This is a genomic window from Rickettsiales bacterium (genome assembly GCA_035765535.1).
In the GTDB taxonomy this organism is placed as follows: domain Bacteria; phylum Pseudomonadota; class Alphaproteobacteria; order Rickettsiales; family JABCZZ01; genus JABCZZ01.
The window spans coordinates 96,052-121,524 of sequence record DASTXE010000003.1 but is presented as its reverse complement, the minus strand read 5'-3'; the positions used below and the strand labels follow the sequence as shown (position 1 = coordinate 121,524).

The following is a 25,473-nucleotide window of genomic DNA, read 5'->3' as shown; positions in this document are numbered from 1 at the left end:
ATTTATTTATTGATAAGAGAGTCCTATGCCGATTGAAATTCTGATGCCCGCCCTTTCGCCCACCATGACCGAAGGCAATCTCGCTAAATGGATCAAGAAGGAAGGCGACAAGATTAAGGCCGGTCAGGTGATCGCTGAAATCGAAACCGACAAGGCGACGATGGAAGTCGAAGCCGTCGATGAAGGCGTGCTCGGCAAAATTCTTGTGGCTGAAGGCGCACAGGGCGTTAAGGTGAATGAAGTCATTGCGCTGATGCTTGCGGAAGGCGAAGACAAGAAAGCATTGGACAGCTACAAGCCCAAAGCAGCAGAAAAGAAGGAAGAGCCGAAGAAAGAAGCCGCACCGCAGACCGCAGCTGCTCCTGCAGCTGCCCCTGCACCGTCTCTCCCCTCCGCGCCGAGCTTTGCACCGCCGCCGCCAGTTTCCATGCCCGCTCCGAGCTTCCAGCAGGGCGGCAAAGTATTCGCTTCTCCGCTGGCCAAGCGCATTGCCGCTGAAGCAGGCATTCCGGTCGGCATGATCCAGGGCACCGGCCCGCATGGTCGCGTGGTACGCGCAGACGTGGAAAAGGCTAAATCTTCCGGCGGCGGCGCTCGCGGTTTCGTGGTGCGTAATCCGCAGGAATATGTCACGCTTCCGAACAACAATATGCGTAAGGTCATCGCGCGTCGTCTGACTGAATCTAAGCAATTTGTGCCGCATTTCTACCTGACGGTCTCGGTCGAGCTCGACAAGCTGCTCGAAGTGCGCAAGGAACTCAACACCGAAGCCGAAGTGCTGGCGGGCAAAGAAGGCAAACCGGCTTACAAGCTTTCGGTGAACGACCTCATCATTAAAGCGACGGCACTGGCGCTCAAGCGCATTCCGGGTGCAAACGCCATGTGGACGGACGAAGCGATCTACCGCTTCAACAACGTGGATATCTCCGTTGCCGTTGCGACCGATGGCGGTCTTATCACCCCGATCGTGCGCAATGCCGACCAGAAGAGCGCCATGCAGATTTCCAGCGAGATGAAAGACCTCGCAGCGCGCGCACGCGCAGGCAAGCTTAAGCCGGAAGAATTCCAAGGCGGCGGTTTCAGCATCTCCAATCTCGGCATGTACGGCGTGAAGCATTTCGCCGCTATCATCAACCCGCCGCAGGGCTGCATTCTGGCCGTTGGCGCGGGTGAAGAGCGTGTGGTCGTGAAGAAGGGCCAGATGGTGGTTGCTAACGTTATGGATGCCACGCTTTCGGTCGATCACCGCGTGGTGGACGGCGCGCTCGGTGCGGAATTCCTGGCCGCTTTCAAGCGCTATGTGGAAAGCCCGAGCCTTTTGCTGCTGTAAATTTTACAGCAGTCTCATTTCGAAAGGCGGTTTCTTTGGAAGCCGCCTTTTTTACTGAAACTGGAATTGCAGCCCGCAATTCATACCGGAGCCATTGTTGATTTCTGTTGAGTACCGGTTTGTGGTTGCAGCGGTATACCATCCCCCGCCATTTCCTCTTGCGTCCGCGCAGGTGGCAGCGGTGCCGCTTACAAGCACATTGCTTCCCCAGTCCGTGGCAAATATCGTCACCGTTCCGGTGACGGGAATTGCGTCATCTATTTTCTTATCAATATTATAAGCCTGAATCACACGTATACCCTGATTCGACGCGGTATCTCCCTGATAATTGATGGAGGTAAGGGCCGTGACGCCGAAGAAATTCACTCCCACAGGCAAATACCATACCGTATCGTAGTTACCGCTGCCGATATAACCTCCCGACCCGCCGCTCCTCACATACACATAAGTGCCGTTTCCAATTTTTGCCTTAGGAAAATACGCATCCAGCCCCGCTCCCGTGATAGGCGTTGTAGCCGGTCCTACAGTTGAGCTTGCCGTACTAAAACTTCCATCAATAAGTCCGGCCTGACTTAAATCCACCCAGAATACTGCGTTCTCGCCTGTGCCCTGCGCATAATAAACCCAATTAGGAGCATTATCACCCTGAACACCGTCCAGCACGCCATTGCCATCCCCCGTTGCCGGAGTCGTGCCTCTTGCCTTGAAACCGAAGCGGCTTGCAAATGGATCGGGTATATCTCCGGGAAGATAACCGTATTTTCCCTGGAATGTGCGTACAGCAACCTGGTATTTGTCGATCTGCGAGATCTGAGCGCGCGTCTCCGCAGCATTAATGAGGTCCCGCCCCGTCAGAATACCTCCCACGATCAGGCCGATAATCACCAGCACGATGCTAAGTTCGATCAGCGTGAATGCCGCACCGCTTTTAGATATCGCCCATTTCCTGCTATGTTTATTGATAATCATCTCAACTACCGAAATTTAAATGATAAAGCGCAATTTCGGCCATTGCCTCCGTTGATACGCATGGAATAGGTGTGGTTCGTACTATTAAAACAGGAAGTGGCGCTATCGCTTGCCTGCATATTTGTCTGATATACGTACCATCCGGTAAGGTAGTTCGCCTGGACAGAACCCGCATCAGGAACGCCGTCATCCATCTTTTTATCTATATTGTAGGCTTGTGCGACCGACAATGTTGTGTTGGAAGCGGTGCCGCCCGTAGTATATACTGTAGTGACCGCTGACAAGCCGTACCAATTATTGCCGCCGCAGCAACTGTCCGCTGGCAGCTGCCCGTTATAGACATATATAAAATTCCCGCTGCCGATTTTGGCCGCAGGAAAGTAGTTTCCTATATAGCTGCTGCCTTGGGCAAGCGTCAAATCGGCATTATATCCGCCGCACCAGCTGCCCGCATAAGCACCTCCGCTACCCGGAAACGAACCGTCTATAAGTCCGGCCTGACTCAGATCCGCCCAGAACAGGCTCGTTTCCGTATATTGGAGAACATAGGAAGTAGGATAATAGCCATCCACCAGCCCATTGCCGTCACGGTTGCCATAAGAGCCATCGCAGGCGGCTGTCCAGAGCCCGAACTGGTTTGCAAGATTAAGCTGCAGGTCTCCCGGCAGACCACCATATTTAGCTCGAAACGTGTAGACTGCCGTATTGTACTTCTCCATCTGGCTTATCTGCGCACGCGCCTCCGCTGCACCGATGAGATCGCGCCCTGCCAGAATACCCCCGATAATCAGGCCGATAATGACCAGCACAATCGATAGTTCGATAAGGGTAAAACCCTGAATATTCTTGCGTTGTTGCATATGCGAATAATAGTATGACGGGAGTCATGCCTGCCCCTGCAACTTATTGTAGCACAGCGTCAGGGTGGAGTCTTTATTTAAGCTTATGGTGCAGAGAAACCACCCGGCCTATGATAATCAGCACCGGCGGTTCCAGCCCGGCATTCTTAACATCCTGCGCCCCATTTTCAAGCGTACTGATGACAATACGGCTTTGCGGGGTCGTACCGTTTTCGATAGCCGCCATCGGAAAATCGCGCGGGAGGCCCTGCTTGATTAGTTTGGCCATGATAATCGGGAGATTGGCTAAGCCCATATAGACAACAATAGTCGTATCCGGATCGGCAAGGCTCTGCCAGTTCAGCTCCAGTTCCGGCTCCTTGGAGTGGCCGGTGATATAACGCACCCCCGTGGCAAGCCCCCGATAGGTCAGCGGTATGCCATTGATAGCACTGATGCCGGTTGCCGAGCTGATACCGGGAACGATTTCAAAGGGGATATCATGCTGCACGAGATATTCGGCTTCTTCGCCGCCACGGCCGAAAATCAGCGGGTCACCGCCCTTGAGGCGCACTACGCTCAAACCGCGCTGTGCGAGCTTCACCAGCAGCGCATTAATTTCGTCCTGCGTCATGACATGCTGTTTACATGATTTACCTGCGAAATAGCGCTCCGCTTCCGGCCGGATCATATCCAGAATGGCCTGCGGGATCAGGCGGTCATACACCACCGCATCCGCCTCGCGCAGCAGACGCTGCGCCTTCAGCGTAATTAACTCCGGATCGCCGGGACCTGCTCCCGCTATATATACTTTGCCCGTCATTTCAGGTCAGACACTCCAGGATATAGCGCATGATGGCGCGTTTTTGTTCATATTCCGGCTCCAGGGACGCCATTTCTTCCACATGAATGCTCATCAGCAGCACGGTCAGATCCGAGAGGCTAATATTATGCGGATGCAGCGCATAATAAATACCTTTCACAAGCTCCTCGCACTGCCAGGACTTCCCCAGCAAGCCCAGCACTACCTTTATCTCGAACAGCAGCTTGCTGCCGGACAGGATCACATCGTCCAGCGCTTCCAACCTCACCAGCGGGTTACTGCTATCAATATTATCATTCGATGCGACAAACAGCTCAATGTCTTTTTCCTGCAGAAAAGCCTTCAGCCTGCTTTCGATCTCCCGCTTCGCTTTCTCGATAAATGTACCGTACATATATAGTTAACCTTTGCGATTGTATATTATTAATTGGTTAGTGCAGATGAGCAACACTCTGGTCTTATTGGCACATAATTATTAACAAATGACTAACAAATGTAAACTTTTATTCATTTATTTTTGTTCCTATCCAAAAGGATAGGTATGTTTCGTACACGCAGATTTCCCGCCTTTTATGCTATTATCTGCTTTTAAATAATATCCTTCTCCGTGCGAGGAGCGTTCATCGCCTTGATCTTCTACAATCATTAAGAAGAAATCTGGGGTTGTGTTTGTGGGAAGCAAATATGCGAATCATATTTAATCCGCAAAATAATGTTCAAGCAGTAAGCGATATGGCTTTTACCGTGTCAGGTATTGTTCTGCCTGCGCCACCAGCTCGGCGATAATATCCGCCGCGGGTTCGACCTTGTTTACCATGCCAACGCTCTGGCCTGCCATGAGCGAGCCGTTTTCCACATCGCCGTCAATCACGGCACGACGTAGCGCTCCGGCCCAGAAATGCTCGATCTGCAATGACGCGGCTGCCTTGTCCACTTCCCCGGCGCGGTAACGCGCGATCACTTCATGCTGGAAACGCATAAAATCTTTGGTCGCCTTATTCTCAATGGCGCGTACGGGAATCACCGGAAAATCTTCATCCACCTGGATGGATGCTACCGCATTGCGCGCATGGCTATGAATGAAAGCCTGCTTGAATTTCTCATGTGCGATCGATTCGCTGCAGCAGACAAAGCGCGTGCCAAGCTGCACACCGGAAGCTCCCATTTCAAGGTAAGCCGCAATCGCTTCACCGCGGCCAATGCCGCCTGCTACGAAGACCGGTACATCGCGGATTTCCGGCAGGATTTCCTGCGCGAGCACGGAAGTGGATACGGGGCCGATATGGCCGCCTGCTTCCATGCCTTCAATCACAAGCGCATCCGCGCCCAGCTTGATCAGCTTCTTAGCCACCAGCGCAGAAGGTGCAAAGCAGATAAGCTTCGCGCCGTAGGATTTTACTTTTTCCGTAAACGCTGCTTTCGGCAGCCCGCCCGCGAGCACGATATGCGACACTTTCCGCTTGCCGCAAATATCGATCAGCGCCTCAATATCAGGGTGCATGGTGATCAGGTTCACGCCGAACGGCTTATTTGTCAGCGCGGCCGTCGCCTCGATTTCCTTATCGAGCAGCGCGGGCGGCATGGAACCGCAGGCCAGCACACCAAACGCCCCGGCATTGCTGAGCGCTGCTACCAGGTTGCGCTCCGACACCCAAGACATCGCACCGCCCATGATAGCGTATTTGCATCCAAGAAAATCCGTACCGCGGCGCCATAGCGCCTGCAATTTTTCCGTTCCGGCGGGGGATTGCGCCGGTGTATGTGCGTTCTGCTGCGTCATAAATCGCGTCTCTTTGATCTTAACTTTATTTACCAATGATGGGAGGTTTAATCAATATTTCTTACTGCAACCTGGGCAAGCGTCCGGGAGTGGCGCCAGCGAAGCGCGCCGGAAGAAAGCGACACGCCGAAAGATACGGCGGCGATTCCCGCCCATTCCATGGCGGATGGATATTCATGCAATATAGGAATCGCCAGCAGCGTGGAAAGCGCCGGAATGAGCGGGATCACCGAACCGGCCCGGGCCGCGCCCAGCAGGTGGATGCCTTTATTGAACACGACCAGCGCCAATACGCCGGTAATTACGCCCTGATAGACCAACTGCAAGAGCACATCACCCCCATGTTGCATGCTGATATGGCTGTCTGCAAAATACAGGTAAAACGGCATATAGGTCAGCATGGAGAGTACACAGATCACGGCTGCCGCATGCAGCGCATCAATGTGCCAGGCACGCGCCAGCACCACATACACCGCCCACATGGCCCCTGCCGTGATAAAACAGAGATGGCCAAGCCATTCTTCCGAAGTCATGGCATTGCTGCCGCTTTTGGCTGCGAGCATAATCCCAATACCGGCGAGCGTACAGAAAACACCGAAAAGCCGCGTTTTCGATACATGCTCGCGCAGACCATGCATCCCGATCAATGTAATGATTGTGAGGAACGCACCGTTATTGACCGTACTTGCATGGGAAACCGGCGCATAGCGCATGCCGATAAACATCACATTCGTATAACAGGAGCCCATCAATATGGATATTAACAGCCCGCTCCATATGCCCCAGGGACCGATACGAAAGCCTTTGCGTAGCACGATGGGCAGCATTAAAAGACCGGATGTCGTAAAACGGATAGCCGTGATATCATAGACCGAAAGCGCACCTTTGACTCCGTAGCGGCTCACCACGACCCATCCGGACCAGATGCAGACGGAAAAAAGTACGTATAAAAATCCTTTAATATGGTTCCGGCTTTCCATCATCATTCCATTTGCGCTAGGTCCAGCCATACTGGCCAGTGTAGTGTTCTACAACAGCCGCACGGCTCGTGCAATGCAATGATGGTATTTGGCGCGAAAAGCGCTTGATTAGCCTTCCGGCGGGCTATATGCTTACGTGTTGACCGCCTGCGCTTCCACGCGCTATAAGGGCGGTCGCTTTTTCACCGGGAGACGGAAACGTATGAAAAACCTGTTAGGTGGGGTGGCGCTGGCCGTGCTTGTTTCGGCCTGTTCCAATACACCAAGCCAGAACCAGTACAGTTCGAACGAGGTGGGTCAAGCCATCACGATCAGCTATGCGTTGGTCGTGGGTGTCAAGCAGGTTGATATTGCAGGCAGCGCTTCCGGCGCACCTATTGGCTCTACGCCGCTAGGAAGCACGCCTTACATAGGTTCGCAGATCGACGGCATCATCCAGAGCGCAGGTTCGGCAGCACAACAGGCGGAATCCACGCGCAAAGGTTATGAATATACGGTCGTGACGGAAGACAAGGCTACGAAAACCGTCGTGCAATGGCAGAATCCCGGCGATATTATCTTTGAAAATGGCGATATCGTCATGCTGCAGGACACCGGCACATTCCATCGCCTGCTGCCGACCAGCGATCTTCCTAAGGCAGTATTGACCCCGCATAAGAAGAAGCTGGAGGCGATGTACGATGACACTCCCCCACCTTCTCCGCCGCCATCAGCGGAATCTGCATCAACACCGCCTCCGGCACAGACCCCGGCTGCGGCACGCAAAGAATCCGCAACACCTCCGCCACCGCCACCTTCCACACCGGCACCGGCCAAAGAAGTCTCTCCTTCCGATGTCGCCCTGCCAATACCCGCGCCCGGAAGTAAATAAGCGCTCGTACTCTCGTCGATTTTAACCTGCATACATAAAAAAGCGCGGCCTGAACCGCGCTTTTTCTTTTTGTAGCCTGTACCGCCTTAGGAAACGCGGCGGCTTTCGGGAAGGATGTAATCCTTCGTCTGGCGCATGACCGTGATGGGGATGATATCCGCCTGACGGGAGAAGGTCTTCCAGTAGCCAAGGACACCGCTGAACATATCTTCGAGCGTCGCCTTGATGCCCATGAAGGAGAACATTGCATAGAGCATGCAGGCTGCGTTTGAAGCGGTGAAGATCGCGTGGAACCATACGTGATGGATAACGTCATTCACCGTAATCGCGCAGAAGGCTGCCGTCATGATCACCTCAACCCAGCAATAGATTGCCGGAGCGGCGGTACGGCCTGTTACTTTAGGCGTACGGCCGAACGGGATCTTCTTGCCCGTCAGCATCTGTTCGAACTGCTTGAACACGCCGCCGAACAGTACCGGGATCAGCATCAGGTTCAGCGCCGAGATGCGGAAGATATCGCCTGCCCTGTAGCCGGAGATGACCAGCGTACGAAGATACAGCAGCGAACCCGGGATGATCGAGAGCATGATCCACAGCGTTGCCATATTGTCGCCGAAATTATAGAGCGACAGCATCGCAATTACAGCGCAGCCGATCGTGGTTGCGGCCAGGTAGTGGAAGCGCATGAAGAACTCTTTCAGCAGCGCGAGGTTCTTCGGTGCTTTCGCCACATAGCTGAACAGTTTCGGCAGGATGATCATGCCGCCGTTAGCCCACCTGCGGCGCTGGATGAGCAGCGAACCGAAGTCGGCCGGCATGGCGCTGTAGGACATACGGTCCGGATAGTTATGCAGCTTCCAGCCTTTTTCGACCAGGTCGACCGTGGATTCGGTATCCTCGATCACGGTGCGGTCCTGAATATAAACCGTCACCTGCTTGCCGTCTTCCAGTTTGGATTCCTTAATATCCTGCAGAGCACGGAAACGCAGCATGGCGTTCGCACCGACCCAGAAGGTCGCACCCCAATAGGTGAAGCCCTGATGGTTCATGAACTGCAGGTCGAGGCATGCGCCGGCAGTACGCTCCAGCATGTTGGGCGAATCCGGCACCGAGGAAACCGACGACTGCAGCACGGCAAGACGGTCGTTTTCCGGGCGTTCCATCATTTCCACCATACGGATCAGGTAATCCGAAAGCATGAGGCTGTCGGCGTCGATCGTGTTGATGTAGTCGCGGTGCGGGATGGTGAAGGTTGCTTCGGAAGCAGGCGCTTCATGCAGCTCCAGACCTTTTTCCGTCTGCACTTCTTTCCAGGATTTACCGACCAGCGCAATGTAGCTGTTGAGGTTCATCGCCTTGTTGGCTTCATGCGACAGGTTGCAATACTTCTTACGTTCGAAGCTTGAGAACTTCACGTTAAACAGACCGGCCAGCCTTGCATAATGCTGTTCGAAGAATTCATCAGACGGTGCCTGCGTGAAGATCATCTGGCCACGCAGTTCCTTGGCCAGCACGTCATACTGGTGCATCGGAGCCTGCAGCACCGACTGCACGAAGAAACGCTCCGTATGCGTCATTTCTTCCATGCGGCGGCCCGCCATGAAATCTTTCGCCATGATAGCGAGCATTGCAGCAACTTCTTCATACAGGATGGCAATGCGATTCAGCTCTACGCCTGCATGCACGTTCTTCGCTTCCTTGCGCAGACGGAAAGCGTCGAGCTCAAGGCGGAAACGTGATGCATAGGCGTCAAATACGTTCTGCAGGCGTCCGGGCAGCAGGCGAGCTTCTTCCAGCTTCACGCTGTCAGCCAGGGTTTTGGTGTGATACGGATCGTCGATCAGCAGCACGATGTCTTTTGCCGGGTATTCCGACAATGCAGCCGACATCATTGTCTGCCACATAACACCGTATTCTTCCTTGTAGGACGGAATGAGAATCGAAAGCGTCGGCGGGTTGGCACGGCCATAAAGCGCGTTGAGCTCCTCACGCGGAGCCGGAACATGCTTCTTCTGGCGCTTGTAATAGCCGACCATGCAGACCTGATAGAGCACGTTGCCATAGGCCATGAAGAACATGGCGATAGCGAAGACAGCGGCTTCGATTACGTTACCGGTTTGTCCGGCGCGCCAGAAGTCATGGCCGCGGCCGATAATGAACTGAAACACCCCCACATAAAGCAGCAGCGTTGCGGCAACACACACTCTCGCAATGAGCACTTCACGGGCATAATTTACTGTTTTTCCGTTACTTGCATGGGTCATAATATAATTATCCTTTGCGTAGTATTATTCAGATTCCCGATTGTTGCTTAAGGGGGGCAATCTTTCAAATTAACTCTTTGTAATAATTCCCGCAGAATGTTAGGGTGCGCTATAACCTGCTTTCCCTTTAATAAATCAATGCATTAATGAGGATGATATGAATAAAGAACAGATACTGAACCTTTCCTCCATGCCGGCACTCGGCCCCAGTTATCCCCGTGGCCCTTATCGCTTCATCAACCGCGAATTTCTTGTTATTACGTATGAATCCGACGCTGAAATCATCCGCTCCATCGTGCCGGAGCCGCTAGAGCCGAACAAAGATAATCTCGTTTCTTTCGAGTGGATTAATATGCCTGACAGCAGCGGCTTCGGCGCGTATAGCGAGAGCGGCTGCATTATCCCGTGCACGTATAAAGGGGAAGCCTGCAACTTTATTGTCGCCATGTATCTCAATGACGAAGCCCCTATTGCCGCCGGTCGTGAAATCTGGGGGTTCCCTAAAAAGAATGCCGAACCTAAACTAGATGTAATAAAAGACACCTTGACAGGAAGACTGCATTATGCAGATCAACTCGTCGCACTGGGAACGATGGCCTATAAGAACGAAAGCCATATCAGCGAGCCGGAAAAGACGGCGGCCATACTCGGCAAAACACAGGTGAACCTGAAGCTTATTCCCGGTGTGGACGGCAAGCCGCAAGTAGCGCAGCTCGTCGCCTATAACATGACCGAGATCACCGTTAAAGGCTGCTGGAGCGGCCCGGCGCGCATTCATCTCGTGCCGCATGTCAATGCCCCCGTGGCGGACCTCGCCGTGAAACGCGTCGTAGGCGGCATGCATATGATCGGCGATATGACCTTGCCTTACGGCAGGGTGCTGCATGATTATTTGAAGTAGGGTTATATAATTGCTCCTGCAAAGGCCTCCTGGCCTTTGCAGGAGCCTAACGCCTTCGGCGACTAAAGAGGCGCGGCCTTCTGACCGCGCTTCTTGCCCCGACAAAAAGACTAATTCATCGCCTGTTTTGGCTTCAAACAAACCGAGACTGTCGCGTTTTGCGTGCATTTGGCGCTTGCCTCTGGCGCTTAATAGTCTACAAAGCGTAGGCTATGCAGTATTTTCTTGAGGATTTCATCGACCAGACCAACGCTGCTGCGTCGAATGAAATATTATTTTCGCTTTACACAAACGCCCTGGGCAGGCTTGGCTTTGACCGCACCGTCTATACGTTTCTTACCGACTTTCCGGCATTGGGCAAGCGCGCAGGCCACGGTATCGAATATAGTTATCCGGAAGACTGGGTGCGCTATTATAAAGAACACGGATACGGAAGAATCGATCCTGTGGTGCTTAATGTATTGCGGGGACGCCCGGTATTCACCTGGGACTCATTGCACACGATGATGCGCATGAGCGCCAGCCAGACGCTGCTTATGCGGCAAGGCAAGGAAGCGGGGCTCCATGACGGGGTCGGAGTCACATTGCACGGGGTGGATGGCAGCCTTGCCGCCGTGGGGATCGCGAGCAGTGCGGGCGGCGTGGCGCCGGATAAAAACATGCTGTCGCGTATCAAGCTGATGACGGAACAGTTCCATCTCGCCTATTGCGATCTTAACCTTCAACAGGAAACGCCGGAATCCGCCCTGCCTTCCCTCACTACACGCGAGATCGAAACCCTGAAATGGTGGGCTCAGGGGAAAACCTCCCAAGAGATCTCCGTGATTCGGGGCTGCACCGTGGCTACTGTTAAATTTCATGCGAAGAATATTTATGCCAAATTACACGCTAACTCCAAAACGCTCTGTGTCGCCAAGGCCATTAAGCTCGGCTTTATACCTCTGGACATCATCCAATCCTGACAAAAAACTATCCTTTAGGATAGGTGTATAGTTTTTCTAAAACCAGTTTAACTACGCCCCCCATGTTTACACGCTTTATAAAAATATTTGTTCTTGGAACCGTTTTGCTTGTCTGGCCGCTTGCTGCTGCCAGTGCCGCCGGAGATTCGTCCGACAGCATATCGCAGAATTATCCCGTCAAGGCGGCCCTGATTTATAATTTTTCCAAATTCGTCACCTGGCCTTCCGCTGCGCCTGACCCTACCCTGTGCGTAAGCGGCGACGCGGCTTTTGAACATTACATGGAGGGCACGCGGCATCCAAATATTACACTTGTGTCGCCTGCCAATGACGATGCGATAAGCGGTTGCTCCATCCTGTATATCAGCGACAGCGATGAAGCCCGTACTTCTGCGCTACTTAACCACACCAGACACCATCCGGTACTGACTGTCAGTCCGGAGCCGGGTTTTGCAGACCATGGCGGCATTATCGAACTGGCGACCATGCAGAATACCATTGGCCTGTTTTCCCGGCAGCAGTCGCGCCTACGCATCAATATCAGCAATGCACAGGAGAGCGGTCTGGTGATCGATGCACGCCTGCTCCAAATCGCCGAGGTCATAAAAAATAAATAAAACTTGCGTTGCTCGGGATTTCCCCCCTAGACTTACTGCGCCGAAATCGCACATATTTCTTAAGACGGAGACCAACATGGCCCCCACGAAATCCATCAATCTGGCCCTGCAGGGCGGCGGCGCACATGGCGCCTATACCTGGGGCGTGCTTGACCGTCTGCTGGAAGACAAACGGCTGGTGATTGACGGGATCAGCGGCACCAGCGCAGGGGCTATGAATGCGGCCGTACTTGCGGACGGCTACGCCGAGAACGGACGCGAGGGGGCGCGAGAGGCGCTTGATACGTTCTGGTATAATGTTTCGGAACTAGGTAAACTCAGCCCCATCCAGCATGCGCCGTTCCAGAAGCTGTTCAAGCTATGGAATATGGACTGGTCGCCATCCTTTATGTTCTTCGACGTGCTTACGCGCATTTTTTCGCCTTACCAGACCAACCCACTCAACATCAATCCGCTTCGCACCGTGCTGGAGCGTTCCGTTAATTTCGAGCGCCTGCGCGATTCGGATGCTATCAAACTTTTTATCGCCGCAACGTCGGTGACGACCGGCCAGCCGCGTATTTTCAGTCAGCATGAACTGACGCCGGATGCCATTATGGCTTCCGCCTGCCTTCCCTTTCTGTTCCAGGCCGTGGAGATTGAGGATGACTGCTACTGGGATGGCGGCTATATGGGCAACCCGAGTATCTGGCCGCTTACTTATCATTGCAACACAAGCGATATCATCATTGTTGAGATCAACCCGATCGTCCGCAAGGGCGTGCCCAAGGACGGCAAGGATATCATCAACCGGCTCAATGAAATTTCCTTCAATGCGAGCCTGATCGCCGAAATGCGGGCGATCCATTTTACTAACAGACTCATCAGTCAGGGCCACCTTACCGACCCAAACTATCGCATGCTTAACATCCATCTGATTGAGTCGCACAAAACCACGCAGCATATGAATGCTTCCAGCAAGCTTAATGTAAGCTGGGATTTCTTCTGCTATCTGCATAAGCTCGGCCGTGAGGCGGCGGATCGCTGGCTGGACCGGAATTTCGACATGATCGGCAAAGGCTCGAGTGTCAATATCGAGGAAGCGTTCCTAGCGCATGTGAAGCACCCCAAGATGCGGAAAAAATAAGAGACCGTTTAGGCGGCCTCTTAGATATATCCTATAGATCCTTCGGATCGAAGTTCAGCTCCATCTCGCGCCAGGTATCGTATTTGCCTTCCGGCAGATGCTTAAGCGGGCTGCATTCCCTGACTGCGCGCATGGCCGAATCTGCTGCTGCACGGAAGAACGTATCTGAATTATAGCGATTGCGATCCTGCGCCAGATTCACGGATGTAATCGTGCCGTCCTGATTGACGCTGATCTTCAGCAACACGGCCAGATTCCCGGCGTCTTTGGCTCCTTCCGGCGGCGTCCAGCATTGTTCGAGCTGCTGGCGGATCGCATCGGTTTCGCTCATGGAAAGCGGCTGAGTTGCGTTATAATGATCCGAAACGGCCTTATGCTGGTTCGGCTCGGTCTTCTGCTGCGTCGGGTGCTTGGACTCCTCCGCTTTTGCCTGCTTCTCCACGCTCTTCAGAATGCTGTCGAGATCGTCCTCTTTCTTTTCCTTCGGCTTTTCCGGTTCTTTCTTCTTCTCGACCTTCTTCTTTTCCTCTTTCTTCGGAGGCTCTTTCTTGACCGGAATAGGCGTTTCCTTCGGTTTCTCCGGCTCTTTCTTCACGACTTCTTCTTTTTTCGGCGGTGGTGGCGGCGCTTTCTGATGCGTCTCTTCCTTTGCCTTACGCTCCGTCTGCTTTTCCGCTACTGGCTGCTTCTTCTGCGGCTCGGATTGCGGATGCGGCTTGACGTTGCTAATTTTAGAGATGGGTAATATATCCACGGAAATGGCCACCGGCTGCTCGTCGAACTTGCGGTGCAGGAAATCCGGTACGCCGAAAATCATGAACAGCAGCAGTGCGAGATGCAGTCCCAGCGAGTATTTTTGCCCCTTTGACATGGATACACGCATGTTATCTCTCTTTGCGGGAGGTTCCTTGCGACGGCTCCGTGATAAGCGCTACTTTGGTGAGTCCGGCGGAAGTCACTTCGCCGACGACCTGCATGATCGTACCGTAATCCACGTCCTTATCGCCGCGCACAAATATACGCGTATCGGTTTTCTCGCCTGTAATCGCCGCCAGTTTCGGCCCCAGCGCTTCCAGCGCAATCGGCTCCTTCTGGTCCTGTAGGTAAACCCGGCCGTCACGCAGCACGGATACTACGAGCGGTTCGTCCTGACCGTTCAAGGGAGCAGCCTTCGTCTTGGGCAGGTCCACCTGCACCCCGGCGGTGAGCATCGGTGCGGTCACCATGAAGATGATCAGCAGCACGAGCATCACGTCCACCATGGGCGTTACGTTGATTTCCGAAAAGCTTTTCTTGCGGTAGCCCCTGGAGCGCATGCCCCCGCCGCCACCGGAAGATCCTAACGACGCTCCCATATTATCCCTCGATCTGACGTGACATCAACAGATTGAACTCAACGCTGAAATCTTCCAGCTTGCCAGAGAATTTTTCCAGCTCGCCGGAGAATTTATTGTAGGCGATCACCGCCGGAATCGCCGCGAAAAGCCCGATCGCGGTCGCAAACAGCGCTTCCGCGATACCAGGAGCCACGCTTACGAGCGACGTATTCTTCGCTACCGCAATCGAGGTGAAGCTGTGCATGATACCCAGTACCGTGCCGAACAGGCCGATAAACGGCGCGGAGGAACCGATGGTCGCAAGGAAGCCCAGACCGTTTTCCAGCTTTTCAATCTCGCGGTTGCGCGCCACCATCATCACCTGATGGATGCGCTCGCGTACGCCCAGTTTCTGCGCAAGGTTAGCCGCTGCAATATCGCGGATGCGGGAGCGGAACCATTCGTCCATCGCCGCGACGAAAATGACCCCCATCGGGTGGTTGGCTTTTTTCTTCACGCGCTCATAGAATTTATCCAGCGCCTCGCTCGCCCAGAAATCCGTCTCGAATTTCGTGGCCTTAGCGTTGATGGTGCGGAAAGTGAGCCATTTGTCGAAAATGGTCGCCCATGCCCAGAAGGATGCCAGCAGGAGCATCAGCATCACGATCTGAACGACCGGCTCGGCACTCATGAACATGCCGAGGAAGGACATCTTGTGGGCTACAGGAACGGCAACGCCATTTGCAATATCGGTTGCCTGTACGGGATCGACGGCGGTGTTAACCATGGTAATATACCTCGAAAATGTGAAATACGCAAAGTTCAGGGAAACGACTACGCTCCATGCGTTACCGTTTTCCCAATTTCTCCAGCTCTGGCGGCAATCTCGCCGGTTTCCCTTCCTTCACACATGCGATGGTGACAGTCAGGTCGGCAAGTGTTTTTTCATTTCTTTTTATAATCTGTCGCATTTTCATACGCACTTTGCTTGCTTCTTGCAAGTGCGTTTCAATCGAGATCATGTCATCCAGCCTTGCCGGAGCGATAAAATCCGCCTCGCAATGCCGCACGACAAACCCGATTCCGCTTTCGGCCAGCCATTTGGACTGGGAAAACCCCAGTTCCCTCAGCCATTCCGTACGCGCCCGCTCAGCAAATTTCAGATAATTAGCGTAGTAAACGATCCCTGCGGTGTCCGTATCTTCGTAATAGACTCTGTACTGACAGGTATGGGCTGGCTTCATAGAACGAAAGCAATGCGCTAAATTCTGTTCTTTATGCCGCAGAATTTAGAAAACGGCAACGGTAAATTTCCAGTTTTATGTTTTAGCGCAACGTGAATGCAAGGTACGCATGACTTTGGCGCTTTGCTCGTCCGCCGGGAAGAACTGTTCCACGGCGAGCTCCGACAGCAGCACATGGTTAGGGGTACCGAACCGCGTGACGGTACCGAACAGGTTAAGTTCACCCAAATCCGTTTTCAGCCTGAACGGTATAAAGGGCGTGTCCGCATAGGCTGCATCTATGCTCTCTTCCAACGTAGCCGCTTTATAACGATAAGACCGAAACTCTTTAAGCAAGTCAGCCAGCACCGTATCTGCTGTTTTGTCCGCTTCCTGCGCAAGACGATCAAGCGCGAAGGCACGCCACTGCGCAAAATTGATAATGCGCGAAGACAGCCCTTTCGGATGCAGGCTTATGCGAAACGCGTTAGCAGGCTGCGCAAGCAATGCAGGACCCACGCCCTCCAGTAATACCTGCAATCCCTTATTGGCTTCCACGATATTCCAGTGACGGTCGATCACAAATGCCGGAAACGGATCGTGCGTTTTTAGCATCTTGCGCATCACTTCCAGCGGCAGTTTCAGCTGCACATCATTATATTCTTCCGTCCTGTAAATTTCCGCAAAACCACCTGCCTTCAGCATGGCATTGGTCTGCCGGTAAGAAAGCTCCAAAGACCGAGCCAGCTGCAGGATCATCTCGCGGCTGGGTTTTGAACGCCCTGTCTCGATAAAGCTTAAATGCCTGCTCGACACCCCCGCCATCAGGCCAAAATCCATCTGGCTCAGCCTGCGATGTACGCGCCACTGGCGGATCAACCCACCGATATTGCCTTCCTGAACCTGCTGCATGCCGCCCTCATTTTATTACCTGTGAGGTAATGGTTTTCATTACCTTCTTCATGCAAAGATAGGCTTACTAACCACAAACGCAAGGAGAAACACTTATGAAGAACTGGATTGAACAGGAAAACGGCGTCAGGCTTTTTTACCGCGACTGGGGCAATGGCCCGACCATCTTATTCGTCTCAAGCTGGGCGCTGTCGAGCGAAGGCTGGGGTTACCCCATGCATATGCTGAGCCAGCAAGGCTTCCGCTGCGTCGCGTTCGACCGGCGCGGCCACGGCAACTCCAGCGATCCGGGCGAAGGCTACGATTACGATACGCTCGCAAGCGACCTGCATCATGTAATCGAGCGGCTGAAGCTGGAGGACGTGCTAATCGTCGGACACTCCATGGGCTGCGGGGAAGTCATACACTATCTGGACCGCTACGGCACGAAGCGCGTCAAAGGTGTTATCCTCATTGGCACGACCACTCCCGCCATGCGCTTAAGTGCCGCCAATCCGGGAGCGTTCCCAAGCGACCTGTTAGAGCTGAACTATCAGGCCATGCGCGATAATTTGCCCAGATGGGTGGATGACAATGTAGACGCATTCTTCATGCCGGACACGCTGCCCAGCATGAAAGACTGGGTGCGCCAGATGCTCATGCGCGTTTCGTTCAATGCGCTGTGCCAGTGCCAGCGCACGAATATGGATGCGGATTTCACGGCGGTGTTGCCGAAGATGGATATGCCTGTGCTGCTGATTCACGGCGACAAGGATGTTTCCCAACCGATTGAAGCCTTCGCACACCGCAGCGCCGAACTCTTTCCGAATTGCCGGCTTGAGATTTACCGCGATGCGCCGCACGGGCTGATCTTCACACATGCGCAGCGCCTCTTGAGAGATATCAGCGAGTTCCACGCAGAAATTATGAAGCGGGAATAATACGTGCGGCAGACTATACAGAGCGGCGATAAAGGTGTATAGGGACAGTCTATCCTTATAAATCAATATCCGCCGCTTATGTATAGATGCTTCTTTCTCCTGGCCGCCCTCCTGATGCTCGCCGCGCCTGTGCATGCGCAAACCGCACCGGCTTCCAATCCGGCCCCAAACTATGAGGATGTCGAAGAACCCGACCAAGCAGATGAATCCATGCCCGCCGAACATGAACCCGGTAAGGGCACTAAAGCAAAGGAGCCGGTCTCTACTCCCGCTTCGCCCGCTCCCGCCACGCCGCCGCTGACAGGGTTTCAGCCAGGTTATAACACTGTCCTGCTGCTGGGATTGAACAAGGTGACAGGCCATGCGCAGCGCATCGAAGCCAAGATCGGCGAACCTGTTACGTTTGACGCGCTGACCATTACGCTTCACAGTTGCTGGCAGTCCGCGCCGGAAGATCACCCTGACAATGCGGCCCTGCTTGAAATCTACGAGAAGCGCCCGCAGGAAGCACCGGAACGTGTTTTCCTGGGCTGGATGTTTTCTGCAAGCCCCAGCATTTCTTCGTTGGAAAATCCGTTCTATGATATTACGGTATTCGCATGCAAAAAGACGGAATCAAAAAAATGATGAAGTATTTACGCAGAACGAAACTGGGGAAAGTTATTAAGTGGCTGCACCTGGATGTCAGGGCGGATATCGCCCTTTCGCGCGATGAAGCCAGCCGCTTTCTTCCGTGGATCATTGCGCTGATGGTGTACTTGGCTGCGCTTGTGCTGGCGGGGAGCTTTACGCTCAGCCACACTATTGCTGCGACCGACAATGCGCAGGTCTGGTCGTTTTCCGTGAACCTGCCGCATATCGCGGATAAGGACCATGATCCTTCCGCCAAGGTGCTTGCGCTGATCCGGGAAACCGGCGGCGTCAAGAGTGCTGATATCTTAAGCACCGCACGCATGCAGAAAATGGTGGAACCCTGGTTCGGCAAGACGGATGCTCTCGGCAATTTGCCGCTGCCCACCGTGATCGAAGCACAGCTTACTCCCGGCGTCACGCTGGATTACGAGGCGCTGCGCGCGAGGATCACGGCGCTTGCCCCCGGCGCTACACTCGACGACCATAAAAAATGGATGGCCCAGTTCTCCAGTTTCATCGGCGCTGTGCAGACGACACTGACAATCATTGCCATCCTTATCATTTCCACGACCGCTTCCGTCGTGATTTTTGCCTGCAAGACCTCGCTCAAGATTCACCGGGGCACGGTCAATTTGCTGCACAGGCTTGGTGCGGTGGATGGGTATATCGCGTCACAGTTCCAGAACCATGCCGCCTTGCTGACTCTCAAGGGAGCGTTTATCGGCAGCGGTTTCGCCGCTATTACGCTGCTGGTGCTGCATTTCATGGCGCATCACCTGGATTCGCCGCTCTTTCCCTCTTTCTCGCTTTCGCTGTTCCACTGGTTCATCCTGTTTGCGCTTCCATTATTCATGAGCATGCTGGCGCTTGCGGCTGCACGCATGTCGGTCCTGCGCAGCCTGAGCAGAGCGCCATGAAGCTTGTCCTGATTGATCGTGATGGCGTTATCAATGAGGAAATCCCGGGATTTGTGACCTCGCCTGCCGAGCTGAAGATTTACCCGCGCGCGTTCGATGCGCTGGCGCTTTTGAAACGCGAGGGCTTTGCTTGCGTGATGATTACGAATCAGTCCGTTGTGGGGCGCGGCATTATAACGCTGGAGAAGCTGGAGGAAATCCACGAGTCACTACGCAGCCAGGTCGAGCGGCATGGGGGGCGGATTGATGCTGTTTTTGCCTGTACGGATCACCCGGATCAGGCGACCGAGCGGCGCAAGCCCGCGCCGGGTATGCTGCTGGAAGCCATGAAACAGTACCGCGCGAAACCTGAAAATACGCCGTTTATCGGCGACGCCACGACAGATATGGAAGCAGCCAGCGCTGCAGGCTGTCCGCGTTATCTGGTTTTAACAGGAAAAGGCGGCGAGGCATCGCGTGCCCTTCCGGCGCGGTTGCGCCCTGTGACGGTATGCGCGGATATACTGGAGGCCGCCAATAAGATCGTGGCAGGACAATAAGGTTATGCCGATGAAACGAGCATTGCTGTTTTTTCTGCTGTTGATTACGCTGCTGTGGGGAATAGGATTCTGCGCGTTCGTCGCCATGATTCCCCAAAGCCCGGGCAATAATACCGTCCATACGGACGCTATTGTGGTGCTGACAGGCGGCAATCTGCGCCTGGAATCAGGCTTCGAACTGCTTGCTCAGGGGCGCGCACCCAAGATGTTTATTTCCGGTGTCGAACCGGGCGTCACGCTTGCCTCCCTTCTGCGCAAACACCCATATCGCGATTATGCTTCACGCATCGAGCCCGGCAGCGTTACGCTCGGCTATAAGGCGCGCAGCACGATCGGTAATGCCAGCGAAATCGCCGAATGGGCGAAGACGGAGCATGTGGAAAGCATCCTGCTGGTGACGGGCAATTACCATATTCCGCGCAGCGTCCATGAAATCCATGAAGCGGCGCCAAATCTCATTCTATTGCCGGAACCCGTATTCACACGGAACTTCCAAGATGATAAATGGTGGCAATCCTGGCAAAGCGCCAAGGTTATATTATCCGAATACCATAAGTATATCGCCAGCCTATTCTTAAGTTTTCTGCGTTAATTGATTGCTTAAGGGGAGCGAGCATAGTTTGCCCCTTCCCAATGCGGTTGTGTGCTTGATCTATAATTGAGGGTTGCAAAATTGCGCGAAAGTGCGTATTGAGATGCCATTCAACCAACCAGATGGATAAAAAATGGCAAAAGAACGTACACTTTCAATCATTAAACCGGATGCTACCGCGCGTAACCTGACCGGCAAGATCAACAGCTACTTCGAGACGCAGGGCCTGAGCATCATCGCCCAGAAGCGCCTCCGCCTGAGCCGTCAGCAGGCCCAGCAGTTCTATATCGTTCACAAAGACCGCCCGTTCTACGGCGAACTCGTAGAATATATGGTGTCCGCTCCGGTCGTTGTGCAGGTGCTGGAAGGTGAAAACGCCGTTCTTAAGAACCGTGAAATCATGGGCGCTACGAACCCGGCTAACGCTAACCCCGGCACGATCCGCAAGGACTTCGCCGAATCCATCGAACGCAATTCCGTACATGGTTCGGATTCACCGGAAAACGCTGCACAGGAAATCCGTTTCTTCTTTAGCGATATGGAAATCCTGCCGAACTAATCAACGGCACGGTTTAGAAAAAAGAAGGGGCGGTAGATTTTACCGCCCCTTTTTTATGTCTTTTACCGCGCGGCTTTATCAATCGCCCGGCCGGTTGCCTGGATATCCTCTCCCATACCCCTGAACGTATTGCAGGAGGCGAGTATCAACAGAAGTATTGCGGCTCCCAGGATTTTCTTCGTCATATCTTATCCATTCGCTGTTTTGTCCAAAAATAAGTCAATCCAGTCCAAAGACAAGGCAAAATATAAATGCTGACTTGACTTAGTATATATCTTTATATTAAGATAATTAACATGAAGACAAATAAATACACCGCCTCACCCGATCTTATCGACCGTATCTGTCAGCAATGGGAAAGCGCTTGTCCACAGCTCGATACTTCGGCGCTCGGAACCATCGGCAGGATTCTGCGCATCGAATCGCTGGCGGCAGCACCTATCCGCAAAACGCTGACGCAATACGGGCTCGACCGCAGCGGGCTGGATGTGCTGGCGACTTTGCGACGTGTTGGGCCGCCTTTTGAGGCGACACCCACGCTACTCTATAAATCGTTGGCGCTTACTTCCGGCGCTATTACGAACCGTATCGATTCCCTCGAACGCGCAGGGCTCGTGCAGCGCCATGCCGCTTCCGAAGACCGGCGCAGCCAGTGCGTGCGCCTCACGGATAAAGGCAAACAGCTTATAGACGAAGCCTTTGCAAAGCACCTGGAGACGGAAGCTTCCATGGTAGCCCATTTAAGCGCAGCGGAACGCCAGACGCTGGAAGAGCTTTTACGAAAAATACTGCTGAGGCTGGAGGAACCGAATGATTAAGAACACACACATTGCCATCATTGGTGGGAGTTCCGGCATGGGTCTTGCCATTGCACGCGCCGCACTGGAAGCAGGCGCTCATGTTATTATTGGTGGACGTAACCGGCAGAAGCTGAACAATGCCGCGGCCAAGCTCGGCATCCCTGCCGCACAGGTGCTTACTGTCGATATCGGTGATAAAGCGCAAGTGACTCGCTTCTTTGCTGAAGCCGGTACGCTCGATCATATTGTCGTCACAGCTGCCGACCTTGTATACGGTCCTTTCACCACACTGGATGAGCCGCAATTGCAACGCGCAGCACGTTCCAAGTTCTTCGGCCCTTATTTTGTGGCGCAGGAAGGCGGAACCCGCCTGCCGCTGCATGGCAGCCTGACTTTTATCACCGGCATCGCTGCTAAACGTCCTATGAAAGGCGGCAGTGCCGCCGCTGCACTCAATAGCGGTTTGGAAGGGCTTGTGCGTGCGCTGGCGCTGGAGCTTGCCCCAGTACGCGTAAATGCTGTTTCGCCCGGATGGGTGGATACCCCTATCTGGGATCTAATGCCTGGTATGACGTCGGAAACCAAACAGGAGCGATTTGCCGCCATGGCAGAAAGACTCCCTGTCGGGCGAACCGGCGTTCCGGAAGATATCGCACAGGCCGTATTGTTTGCAATGAGCAGCGGCTTTACCACCGGTGCCGTAATTGACGTGGACGGTGGGCACCGGCTTGCCTGAACCATTCCATTAAGCGCTTAACAATACTTGGTATTGCTGTATGATGGGCCATCGCGTAACCACCGTCACTTTACAGCGCCCATGACAAAACTGATTCCTTCCGATCTCCTTATCGATAAAACCCATGTGCTCAAGCAGATAGGTAAGGCTGAGACGCTGGAAGCGCTCCGCTTTGCCGCCATGCCCGCTATCAGCAGCGCTTATGCGCATGCGCGCGACATGCTGAAACAGCGTTTCCTATTGCATGGCAAAAGTCCGGATTTCGTGGCGGGCTATGCGCTTGCCGTCGATATGATTATCCAGATGCTGTGGGAAATTGCAAAGCCCCACCTCCAGCATGATGTGGCCATTATTGCAGTCGGCGGTTACGGCCGCAACGAGTTGTTTCCGCATTCGGATATCGACCTGCTGTTTCTTTACGAAAACGAAACCGCGGAAGACAAAGCCTTTGTCAGCTGGATGCTTTACTGCCTGTGGGATTTGAACCTCAATATCGGCCACGCGATCCGCACCGTCGATGAGACGCTGCAGAAAGCGCATGAGGATATTACCATCCGCACGAGCCTGCTGGATGCAAGACTGGTATGCGGCAATGAGGAGCGATTCGATCGCTTCACGAAAGCGTTCGATGAATATATCGAGAACAGCAGCACCATTGAATTCGTTGAGGCCAAGCTTGCCGAGCGCGATGCACGTCACCAGCGCATGGGCGATTCGCGCTATGTGCTCGAGCCAAACCTCAAAGAAGGCAAAGGGGGCTTGCGCGACCTGCACACGCTGATCTGGCTCGTGAAATATATCTACCGCACGAAGTCGCCGGAAGATTTTATCACACTGAAAATCCTGACGCCGGAGGAATACAAGGCTTTCTCGAAAGCCGAGGAGTTCCTGTGGCAGGTGCGCATCCATCTGCATTTCATCGCAGGGCGCGCAGAAGAACGCCTGACGTTCGATATGCAGCGCCAGGTCGCGTTGGCTTTGGGCTATCAGGATGACAGCACTTCGCGCTTCATGGAACGTTTCATGAAACAGTACTTCCTGGCCGCGCGCAATGTCGGCAGCCTGACGCGTAGCGTATGCGCGGTGCTAGAGGAAAACGGCAAGCGCAAACCGCGCGTGGCGCTTGCACGGCGCATGCAGCAGGATGGCAGCCTCGGGGAATTCCACCTCGACGGCGAGCGTCTGGCCGTTGCTTCCGATGATTCATTTCGCGATAATCCGCTGCTGCTGATCACGCTGTTTCAGACCGCGCATGAGCATAATCTCGACATCCATCCTCATACGATGCAGCTCGTCACGCGCAGCCTGTGGCTTGTGGATGCCGCGCTTCGCCGCAACGATGAAGCCAATGACGCATTCATGGCAATTCTGCTGTCGAAACGTAATCCGGAACCAACTTTGCGCCGCATGAGCGAGGCGGGCGTGCTGGGTAAATTCATTCCGGATTTCGGCCGCGTGACGGGGCAGATGCAGTTCGATATGTATCACGTCTACACGGTGGATGAGCATACGATTTTCGCACTGGGTATTATCCATAATATCGGCGCGGGCAAATATGCGGATGAGTTTCCGCTCGCCAGCCAGCAGTACAAGCTCGTTAAATCTCTGCGTGTGCTTTACCTCTCGCTTCTGGCGCACGATATCGCCAAAGGGCGTGGCGGCAATCATTCCGTACTCGGAGAAGTGATCGTGCGCAAGCTCGCACGGCGGTTCCGGTTTGACGAATATGAAGGAGAAACCTGCGCATGGCTTGTGCGCCAGCATCTGCTGATGAGCCGCACGGCCTTCAAGCGCGACCTCCATGACAGCAAAACGATTGAAGATTTCGTCGAAGCCGTGCAGTCACCGGAAAGGCTGCGGCTACTGTTGCTGCTCACGGTGGCGGATATCCGCGCCGTAGGCCCTAATGTCTGGAACGGCTGGAAGGGCGCGCTCTTACGTGAGCTCTATTATGCTGCCGAAGAAAAAATGGGCGTCACCGACCGGCAGGACCATACTTCCGAAATCGCGTCCTTGCGCGCCGAAATGATCACATTGCTGCCGGGGTGGAAGCCTGAGCATATCGATGAATATCTGGATCAGGTGGCCACTTCTTTTGGCTCCAGTTTCGATGCCGCCACGCATGCGCGCATCGCCCGCGTGCTGCGTGAGGTGGAGCATTCCGGCTCTCCGCTCGTGCTCGACACACGCAGCGATACGTTCCGCGCCATCAGCGATATGATCCTGTGCACGAATGACAGTCCCGGCCTGTTCTCGCGCACCTCAGGCGCCATTGCGCTTGCCGGGGCCACGATTGTAAGCTCCAAGATTTTCACGCTGAAAAACGGCATTGCGATCCAGATGTTCCATATTCAGGATACGGATGGCACGGCGTTCGACAAACCCGATAAACTCGCGCGTCTCAGCGTATTCATGAATCGCGCTGTGGAAGGCACGATCGACCTGGAAAAGGAAATAGCCGCCGTCAAGCTCCCCTACCCCAGCCGCACGGAAGCATTTAAAGTACCGCCGCATGTTTACATTGAAAACAAGCTCAGCACGAACCATACGGTCATTGAGGTTACTGGGCGTGACCGCGTGGGCTTTCTTTACCGTGTGACCAAAGTGCTTTCCGACCTGCACCTGACCATTTCCACCGCGCACATCACTACTTACGGTGAGCGCGCCGTGGATGTGTTTTACGTTAAGGACGCGTTTGGCATGAAGATTTTCCACGATACAAAAATCCGCCAGATTCAGGAGCTGCTTATCGCGGCGCTTTCAGCGGGGCCGGATAAAGCAAAAAAATAGATTTTCTCCTTTTTCTTCATTGGATTGTCATAAAGCTGCAATACATTTCCTGTATACTTATGGGACAAAAGAGA

The 25,473-nt window shown here is 53.9% G+C and carries 28 protein-coding genes; 15 read left to right on the top strand and 13 right to left on the bottom strand.

Translation table 11 applies throughout. The features are described 5' to 3' along the window. The first annotated feature begins 25 nt into the window (after positions 1 to 25). Positions 26 to 1,330: a pyruvate dehydrogenase complex dihydrolipoamide acetyltransferase gene (locus VFT64_03590; GenBank protein HEU5046904.1), complete on the top strand. Its 1,305-nt coding sequence runs from the start codon at positions 26 to 28 to the stop codon at positions 1,328 to 1,330. Positions 1,331 to 1,381: 51 nt separating this feature from the next. Here VFT64_03590 and VFT64_03585 read toward each other — a convergent pair whose 3' ends face one another. The 6 genes from VFT64_03585 to VFT64_03560 all read right to left on the bottom strand — a co-directional run bounded on the left by VFT64_03585 (position 1,382) and on the right by VFT64_03560 (position 6,751). Continuing rightward, entirely contained in the window at positions 1,382 to 2,299 is a 918-nt protein-coding gene (locus tag VFT64_03585) for a prepilin-type N-terminal cleavage/methylation domain-containing protein (protein HEU5046903.1), read from the bottom strand. Between the two features lie 5 nt (positions 2,300 to 2,304). Further along, complete coding sequence (locus VFT64_03580) at positions 2,305 to 3,159, bottom strand: prepilin-type N-terminal cleavage/methylation domain-containing protein (protein HEU5046902.1); 855 nt, start codon at positions 3,157 to 3,159, stop codon at positions 2,305 to 2,307. Between the two features lie 73 nt (positions 3,160 to 3,232). Further along, on the bottom strand, positions 3,233 to 3,961 hold the full coding sequence (gene cobA, locus VFT64_03575; GenBank protein ID HEU5046901.1) for a uroporphyrinogen-III C-methyltransferase: 729 nt from the start codon (positions 3,959 to 3,961) through the stop codon (positions 3,233 to 3,235). A gap of 1 nt (position 3,962) precedes the next feature. Then, entirely contained in the window at positions 3,963 to 4,355 is a 393-nt protein-coding gene (locus VFT64_03570) for a hypothetical protein (GenBank protein ID HEU5046900.1), read from the bottom strand. Between the two features lie 345 nt (positions 4,356 to 4,700). Beyond that, on the bottom strand, positions 4,701 to 5,741 hold the full coding sequence (locus VFT64_03565; protein HEU5046899.1) for a nitronate monooxygenase family protein: 1,041 nt from the start codon (positions 5,739 to 5,741) through the stop codon (positions 4,701 to 4,703). A 47-nt stretch (positions 5,742 to 5,788) separates the two neighbouring features. Next, positions 5,789 to 6,751 (bottom strand): DMT family transporter, encoded by a 963-nt coding sequence (locus tag VFT64_03560; GenBank protein HEU5046898.1) that lies wholly within the window; start codon positions 6,749 to 6,751, stop codon positions 5,789 to 5,791. 172 nt (positions 6,752 to 6,923) lie between these two features. Here VFT64_03560 and VFT64_03555 point away from each other — a divergent pair, with 172 nt between their 5' ends. Further along, the gene (locus VFT64_03555; protein HEU5046897.1) at positions 6,924 to 7,592 is read left to right on the top strand and encodes a hypothetical protein; all 669 of its coding nucleotides are present in this window, start codon (positions 6,924 to 6,926) and stop codon (positions 7,590 to 7,592) included. A gap of 86 nt (positions 7,593 to 7,678) precedes the next feature. On the opposite strand, the gene VFT64_03550 is transcribed toward VFT64_03555, so the two are convergent. Continuing rightward, positions 7,679 to 9,856 (bottom strand): glycosyltransferase family 2 protein, encoded by a 2,178-nt coding sequence (locus VFT64_03550; protein HEU5046896.1) that lies wholly within the window; start codon positions 9,854 to 9,856, stop codon positions 7,679 to 7,681. Between the two features lie 157 nt (positions 9,857 to 10,013). Here VFT64_03550 and VFT64_03545 point away from each other — a divergent pair, with 157 nt between their 5' ends. The 4 genes from VFT64_03545 (at position 10,014) to VFT64_03530 (ending at position 13,462) form a co-directional block, all read left to right on the top strand. Further along, on the top strand, positions 10,014 to 10,757 hold the full coding sequence (locus VFT64_03545; GenBank protein ID HEU5046895.1) for an acetoacetate decarboxylase: 744 nt from the start codon (positions 10,014 to 10,016) through the stop codon (positions 10,755 to 10,757). 212 nt (positions 10,758 to 10,969) lie between these two features. Then, on the top strand, positions 10,970 to 11,719 hold the full coding sequence (locus tag VFT64_03540; GenBank protein HEU5046894.1) for a LuxR family transcriptional regulator: 750 nt from the start codon (positions 10,970 to 10,972) through the stop codon (positions 11,717 to 11,719). Positions 11,720 to 11,823: 104 nt separating this feature from the next. After that, on the top strand, positions 11,824 to 12,336 hold the full coding sequence (locus VFT64_03535) for a YfiR family protein (protein HEU5046893.1): 513 nt from the start codon (positions 11,824 to 11,826) through the stop codon (positions 12,334 to 12,336). A 76-nt stretch (positions 12,337 to 12,412) separates the two neighbouring features. After that, the gene (locus VFT64_03530) at positions 12,413 to 13,462 is read left to right on the top strand and encodes a patatin-like phospholipase family protein (protein ID HEU5046892.1); all 1,050 of its coding nucleotides are present in this window, start codon (positions 12,413 to 12,415) and stop codon (positions 13,460 to 13,462) included. 31 nt (positions 13,463 to 13,493) lie between these two features. Here the strand turns inward: VFT64_03530 and VFT64_03525 are convergent, their stop codons facing one another. The 5 genes from VFT64_03525 to VFT64_03505 all read right to left on the bottom strand — a co-directional run bounded on the left by VFT64_03525 (position 13,494) and on the right by VFT64_03505 (position 16,913). Next, complete coding sequence (locus VFT64_03525; protein HEU5046891.1) at positions 13,494 to 14,345, bottom strand: TonB C-terminal domain-containing protein; 852 nt, start codon at positions 14,343 to 14,345, stop codon at positions 13,494 to 13,496. 1 nt (position 14,346) lies between these two features. Then, positions 14,347 to 14,778, bottom strand: coding sequence for a protein TolR (tolR, locus tag VFT64_03520; GenBank protein HEU5046890.1), 432 nt, complete (start codon positions 14,776 to 14,778; stop codon positions 14,347 to 14,349). 40 nt (positions 14,779 to 14,818) lie between these two features. Further along, complete coding sequence (gene tolQ / locus VFT64_03515) at positions 14,819 to 15,565, bottom strand: protein TolQ (GenBank protein ID HEU5046889.1); 747 nt, start codon at positions 15,563 to 15,565, stop codon at positions 14,819 to 14,821. Positions 15,566 to 15,626: 61 nt separating this feature from the next. Next, positions 15,627 to 16,022, bottom strand: a complete 396-nt coding sequence (gene ybgC / locus VFT64_03510; protein HEU5046888.1) for a tol-pal system-associated acyl-CoA thioesterase — start codon at positions 16,020 to 16,022, stop codon at positions 15,627 to 15,629. 75 nt (positions 16,023 to 16,097) lie between these two features. Further along, positions 16,098 to 16,913 (bottom strand): helix-turn-helix transcriptional regulator, encoded by an 816-nt coding sequence (locus VFT64_03505; GenBank protein HEU5046887.1) that lies wholly within the window; start codon positions 16,911 to 16,913, stop codon positions 16,098 to 16,100. A gap of 95 nt (positions 16,914 to 17,008) precedes the next feature. On the opposite strand from VFT64_03505, the gene VFT64_03500 reads away from it, so the two are divergent. From VFT64_03500 to ndk, 6 genes are all read left to right on the top strand, one after another. Then, complete coding sequence (locus tag VFT64_03500) at positions 17,009 to 17,833, top strand: alpha/beta hydrolase (protein HEU5046886.1); 825 nt, start codon at positions 17,009 to 17,011, stop codon at positions 17,831 to 17,833. 78 nt (positions 17,834 to 17,911) lie between these two features. Further along, positions 17,912 to 18,460, top strand: coding sequence for a DUF2155 domain-containing protein (locus VFT64_03495; GenBank protein ID HEU5046885.1), 549 nt, complete (start codon positions 17,912 to 17,914; stop codon positions 18,458 to 18,460). After that, positions 18,457 to 19,383: a hypothetical protein gene (locus VFT64_03490; GenBank protein HEU5046884.1), complete on the top strand. Its 927-nt coding sequence runs from the start codon at positions 18,457 to 18,459 to the stop codon at positions 19,381 to 19,383. Before VFT64_03495 ends, VFT64_03490 begins: the two co-directional genes overlap by 4 nt. Beyond that, the gene (locus VFT64_03485; protein HEU5046883.1) at positions 19,380 to 19,922 is read left to right on the top strand and encodes an HAD-IIIA family hydrolase; all 543 of its coding nucleotides are present in this window, start codon (positions 19,380 to 19,382) and stop codon (positions 19,920 to 19,922) included. Before VFT64_03490 ends, VFT64_03485 begins: the two co-directional genes overlap by 4 nt. A 4-nt stretch (positions 19,923 to 19,926) precedes the next feature. Beyond that, positions 19,927 to 20,514: a YdcF family protein gene (locus VFT64_03480; protein ID HEU5046882.1), complete on the top strand. Its 588-nt coding sequence runs from the start codon at positions 19,927 to 19,929 to the stop codon at positions 20,512 to 20,514. 133 nt (positions 20,515 to 20,647) lie between these two features. Next, entirely contained in the window at positions 20,648 to 21,073 is a 426-nt protein-coding gene (gene ndk / locus VFT64_03475; protein HEU5046881.1) for a nucleoside-diphosphate kinase, read from the top strand. 62 nt (positions 21,074 to 21,135) lie between these two features. Here ndk and VFT64_03470 read toward each other — a convergent pair whose 3' ends face one another. Continuing rightward, complete coding sequence (locus VFT64_03470; protein ID HEU5046880.1) at positions 21,136 to 21,246, bottom strand: entericidin A/B family lipoprotein; 111 nt, start codon at positions 21,244 to 21,246, stop codon at positions 21,136 to 21,138. Between the two features lie 123 nt (positions 21,247 to 21,369). On the opposite strand from VFT64_03470, the gene VFT64_03465 reads away from it, so the two are divergent. The 3 genes from VFT64_03465 (at position 21,370) to VFT64_03455 (ending at position 25,399) form a co-directional block, all read left to right on the top strand. Next, positions 21,370 to 21,891 carry a MarR family transcriptional regulator gene (locus VFT64_03465; protein HEU5046879.1) on the top strand — a complete coding sequence of 174 codons (522 nt, stop codon included), beginning with the start codon at positions 21,370 to 21,372 and terminating at the stop codon, positions 21,889 to 21,891. Continuing rightward, positions 21,884 to 22,609, top strand: coding sequence for an SDR family oxidoreductase (locus tag VFT64_03460; protein ID HEU5046878.1), 726 nt, complete (start codon positions 21,884 to 21,886; stop codon positions 22,607 to 22,609). The genes VFT64_03465 and VFT64_03460 overlap by 8 nt, the downstream gene beginning before the upstream one ends. Positions 22,610 to 22,690: 81 nt before the next feature. Then, complete coding sequence (locus VFT64_03455; GenBank protein ID HEU5046877.1) at positions 22,691 to 25,399, top strand: [protein-PII] uridylyltransferase; 2,709 nt, start codon at positions 22,691 to 22,693, stop codon at positions 25,397 to 25,399. Positions 25,400 to 25,473 lie beyond the last annotated feature (74 nt).

Excerpts from the sequence above, each read along its gene's own strand:
- VFT64_03590 (HEU5046904.1), top strand. The coding sequence starts at position 26 with ATGCCGATTGAAATTCTGATGCCCGCCCTTTCGCCCACCATGACCGAA.
- VFT64_03585 (HEU5046903.1), bottom strand. The coding sequence starts at position 2,299 with ATGATTATCAATAAACATAGCAGGAAATGGGCGATATCTAAAAGCGGT.
- VFT64_03580 (HEU5046902.1), bottom strand. The coding sequence starts at position 3,159 with ATGCAACAACGCAAGAATATTCAGGGTTTTACCCTTATCGAACTATCG.
- cobA (HEU5046901.1), bottom strand. The coding sequence starts at position 3,961 with ATGACGGGCAAAGTATATATAGCGGGAGCAGGTCCCGGCGATCCGGAG.
- VFT64_03570 (HEU5046900.1), bottom strand. The coding sequence starts at position 4,355 with ATGTACGGTACATTTATCGAGAAAGCGAAGCGGGAGATCGAAAGCAGG.
- VFT64_03565 (HEU5046899.1), bottom strand. The coding sequence starts at position 5,741 with ATGACGCAGCAGAACGCACATACACCGGCGCAATCCCCCGCCGGAACG.
- VFT64_03560 (HEU5046898.1), bottom strand. The coding sequence starts at position 6,751 with ATGGCTGGACCTAGCGCAAATGGAATGATGATGGAAAGCCGGAACCAT.
- VFT64_03555 (HEU5046897.1), top strand. The coding sequence starts at position 6,924 with ATGAAAAACCTGTTAGGTGGGGTGGCGCTGGCCGTGCTTGTTTCGGCC.
- VFT64_03550 (HEU5046896.1), bottom strand. The coding sequence starts at position 9,856 with ATGACCCATGCAAGTAACGGAAAAACAGTAAATTATGCCCGTGAAGTG.
- VFT64_03545 (HEU5046895.1), top strand. The coding sequence starts at position 10,014 with ATGAATAAAGAACAGATACTGAACCTTTCCTCCATGCCGGCACTCGGC.
- VFT64_03540 (HEU5046894.1), top strand. The coding sequence starts at position 10,970 with ATGCAGTATTTTCTTGAGGATTTCATCGACCAGACCAACGCTGCTGCG.
- VFT64_03530 (HEU5046892.1), top strand. The coding sequence starts at position 12,413 with ATGGCCCCCACGAAATCCATCAATCTGGCCCTGCAGGGCGGCGGCGCA.
- VFT64_03525 (HEU5046891.1), bottom strand. The coding sequence starts at position 14,345 with ATGCGTGTATCCATGTCAAAGGGGCAAAAATACTCGCTGGGACTGCAT.
- tolR (HEU5046890.1), bottom strand. The coding sequence starts at position 14,778 with ATGCGCTCCAGGGGCTACCGCAAGAAAAGCTTTTCGGAAATCAACGTA.
- tolQ (HEU5046889.1), bottom strand. The coding sequence starts at position 15,565 with ATGGTTAACACCGCCGTCGATCCCGTACAGGCAACCGATATTGCAAAT.
- ybgC (HEU5046888.1), bottom strand. The coding sequence starts at position 16,022 with ATGAAGCCAGCCCATACCTGTCAGTACAGAGTCTATTACGAAGATACG.
- VFT64_03505 (HEU5046887.1), bottom strand. The coding sequence starts at position 16,913 with ATGCAGCAGGTTCAGGAAGGCAATATCGGTGGGTTGATCCGCCAGTGG.
- VFT64_03500 (HEU5046886.1), top strand. The coding sequence starts at position 17,009 with ATGAAGAACTGGATTGAACAGGAAAACGGCGTCAGGCTTTTTTACCGC.
- VFT64_03495 (HEU5046885.1), top strand. The coding sequence starts at position 17,912 with ATGTATAGATGCTTCTTTCTCCTGGCCGCCCTCCTGATGCTCGCCGCG.
- VFT64_03490 (HEU5046884.1), top strand. The coding sequence starts at position 18,457 with ATGATGAAGTATTTACGCAGAACGAAACTGGGGAAAGTTATTAAGTGG.
- VFT64_03485 (HEU5046883.1), top strand. The coding sequence starts at position 19,380 with ATGAAGCTTGTCCTGATTGATCGTGATGGCGTTATCAATGAGGAAATC.
- VFT64_03480 (HEU5046882.1), top strand. The coding sequence starts at position 19,927 with ATGCCGATGAAACGAGCATTGCTGTTTTTTCTGCTGTTGATTACGCTG.
- ndk (HEU5046881.1), top strand. The coding sequence starts at position 20,648 with ATGGCAAAAGAACGTACACTTTCAATCATTAAACCGGATGCTACCGCG.
- VFT64_03465 (HEU5046879.1), top strand. The coding sequence starts at position 21,370 with ATGAAGACAAATAAATACACCGCCTCACCCGATCTTATCGACCGTATC.
- VFT64_03460 (HEU5046878.1), top strand. The coding sequence starts at position 21,884 with ATGATTAAGAACACACACATTGCCATCATTGGTGGGAGTTCCGGCATG.
- VFT64_03455 (HEU5046877.1), top strand. The coding sequence starts at position 22,691 with ATGACAAAACTGATTCCTTCCGATCTCCTTATCGATAAAACCCATGTG.